Annotated in this window: 2 protein-coding genes; one reads left to right on the forward strand and one right to left on the reverse strand. The window is 41.3% G+C overall.

Translation table 11 applies throughout. The annotated features are described in order from the left end of the window. Positions 1-154: 154 nt before the first annotated feature. Positions 155-763 carry a 3-isopropylmalate dehydratase small subunit gene (gene leuD, locus ACFFAP_RS37980; RefSeq protein WP_375516031.1) on the forward strand — a complete coding sequence of 203 codons (609 nt, stop codon included), beginning with the start codon at positions 155-157 and terminating at the stop codon, positions 761-763. A 58-nt stretch (positions 764-821) separates the two neighbouring features. On the opposite strand, the gene ACFFAP_RS37985 is transcribed toward leuD, so the two are convergent. Next, a partial coding sequence (locus ACFFAP_RS37985; protein WP_375516032.1) for a CHAT domain-containing protein occupies positions 822-2,372 on the reverse strand: 1,551 nt, incomplete at its 5' end.

A 2,372-nucleotide genomic window follows, 5' to 3' on the forward strand; every position in this document is an offset into this window, starting at 1 on the left:
ACCTATTACTATTCCCGTATTCCCCATTCCCTATTCCCTATTCCCCATTCCCTCATCTTCCCCAGTCCCCAGCGATGCACTGAGCTTGTCGAAGTGTCCCCAGTCCCCAGTCCCTTTTTCAACAGGCTGTCATTGAAAGAATAGATATAAAATTATGGTGAGTGAAGTTAAAACAGTTTCAGGGCGCGGTATACCCTTAGTGGGTAATGATATAGATACCGATCGCATCATTCCCGCGCGATATTTGAAAGCCGTTACCTTTGATGGGTTAGGTGAAGGCGCATTTATTGATGACCGGACAGCACTTAAAGGTGAACATCCCTTTGACCAACCCCAGTACCAAGGGGCGAATATTTTAATAGTCAATAGAAATTTTGGCTGTGGTTCATCACGGGAACATGCACCCCAAGCGATCGCAAAATGGGGAATCCAAGCTTTAATCGGTGAAAGCTTCGCCGAAATCTTTTTCGGTAACTGTGTGGCGATGGGCATACCTTGTGTGACAGCTGATGCTGTTACTGTTAAACAACTGCAAGATTTAGTCACTGCTAATCCCCAAGCCACCGTGACAGTGGATTTGGAAACCTTGCAAGTGCAAATTGATGATTACACAGCCGCAGTTGCGATCGGTGAAGGGACAAGAAGCACATTTATTTCTGGAACTTGGGACGCTTGCGGTCAGTTGGTGGCGAATGCTGACCAAGTTCGGGTAACGGCTGCAAAATTACCCTACGTGGGTTGGGGCAATTTAGCCGCAAGTTAGGATTTCCTTATTCTCTAGTTATCGGGCTGAAGCCCTCAGAAGAGGACTAAAGTTCTCACTACAAACTAACGCCAATCAAGACAAATGCTGACCAATAAAAAGGATGAGGATAATCTGCAATTAGCTTCAACTTAGCTTGTTGCAAAGCTTCTCCTTTCGTCATACCCAGCTTGAGATTTTGATAAAAATCAACCATCAATAGCTGAGTTGCTTCATCATCAACCGCCCACAAACTTGCCATCACAGCTTTAGCACCAGCCCGCTCAAATATATAAGCGACTCCTGCAATTCCTACATTATTATTCTTAGTGTCTACAGCAGTTTGACAGGCACTAAGAGTAATCAGTTGTGTGCCTTGTAAACCTAAAAGAGCCGCATCGGCAATGTCTAAAAATTTGTCAGCAAATAATAATGTATTATTTTTTAACTTGACTTTTTTGCAATCTTCAGTTTGAAAACAGCCGTGAGTTGCTAAGTGCAAAAAGGAAAATCGCAAAGCCTGGGATCTAAAGTTTTCCAAGGTAGCTTTTTTATGGATATAAACTTCACTGTCTGGCAGTATTTTTTGAATCTTTATGACTTCTGCTTCTGCACCTGGGAGATTTTGCGGCTGACTGGTTACTGGATTACCAAATGCTAAAACAGCTTGTATGCGAGGTATGGCATTTTGCATACCTAGAGATTGTAAGGAATTATTGGAAATGCGAGTCAGATAGTTTACAGGATATTTTTGGATCAGAAATTGCTTAGTTTTATTGTCGTAAAGAGTCTCAAAAGGTAAATGGCGCAGTTTACCAGTAGCAATAATACTCAGTTGTTTAGGTGATAAAGCCTTAATTTCGCCTTCTATAGGGCGAATGAGAATATCATAAAGTTCGCCGCCGGTTTCAAAGTAATCAGAATCACTATCGTCTTGTATCTGTTTTAAGTAATCATCAATAAGCTTATCAAATTTATTGGGTTCAATAGATTTTTTAATAACACTAAAATGACCTTTTGTGAAGATAAAAAATGCGACGTTATTAGGCATATCTCTCACATTAGTCAATAAGACAGGTTGAACTACAACTGTTCCTACTGGGATGGAAGATGTAAGATTTTTAATATCTACGGGTGTAGTTTCAAATAGTTCTGCCACTTCAGGAAAACGGCGGGATATATTTTCGGCTTCTGAATAAACTTGTGCTTCTAATTGCCGAATCTGTTGGGGTAGGCTTTCGGAGCGATCGCTTTGCAGTTGTTGTCGCAGGGATTCCAATTGTTGATTTTTTTTACTCCAGTCATTAAGGCTCTGCTGTGCTTCTGGGTTGGCAACTTTGGCATTAATCAGGCGACTATAATCAGCAAGATCGGCTGTGGTGAATAGGTTAACCCATTCAAAGGCTTGAGCGTATTTATTTTGATTAATCAGGACATCGACTAAAGCACTAGCAATTGCACTTGCATTATTTTCCTGTAAAAACTTTTGGCGGTTTTCTCGTTGCAAACCCCGGCGCATTTCTAAGCTGATTTGGAGAGATTGCTCTAAATTAGTAATGGCTTGGGTTGCTCGATTTGTACTTTGGAAGAGTATACCAATATTACCCAAGGTGACAGCAACACCTGTGCG

The sequence above is a fragment of the uncultured Nostoc sp. genome, from assembly GCF_964245575.1.
Lineage (GTDB): Bacteria > Cyanobacteriota > Cyanobacteriia > Cyanobacteriales > Nostocaceae > Nostoc.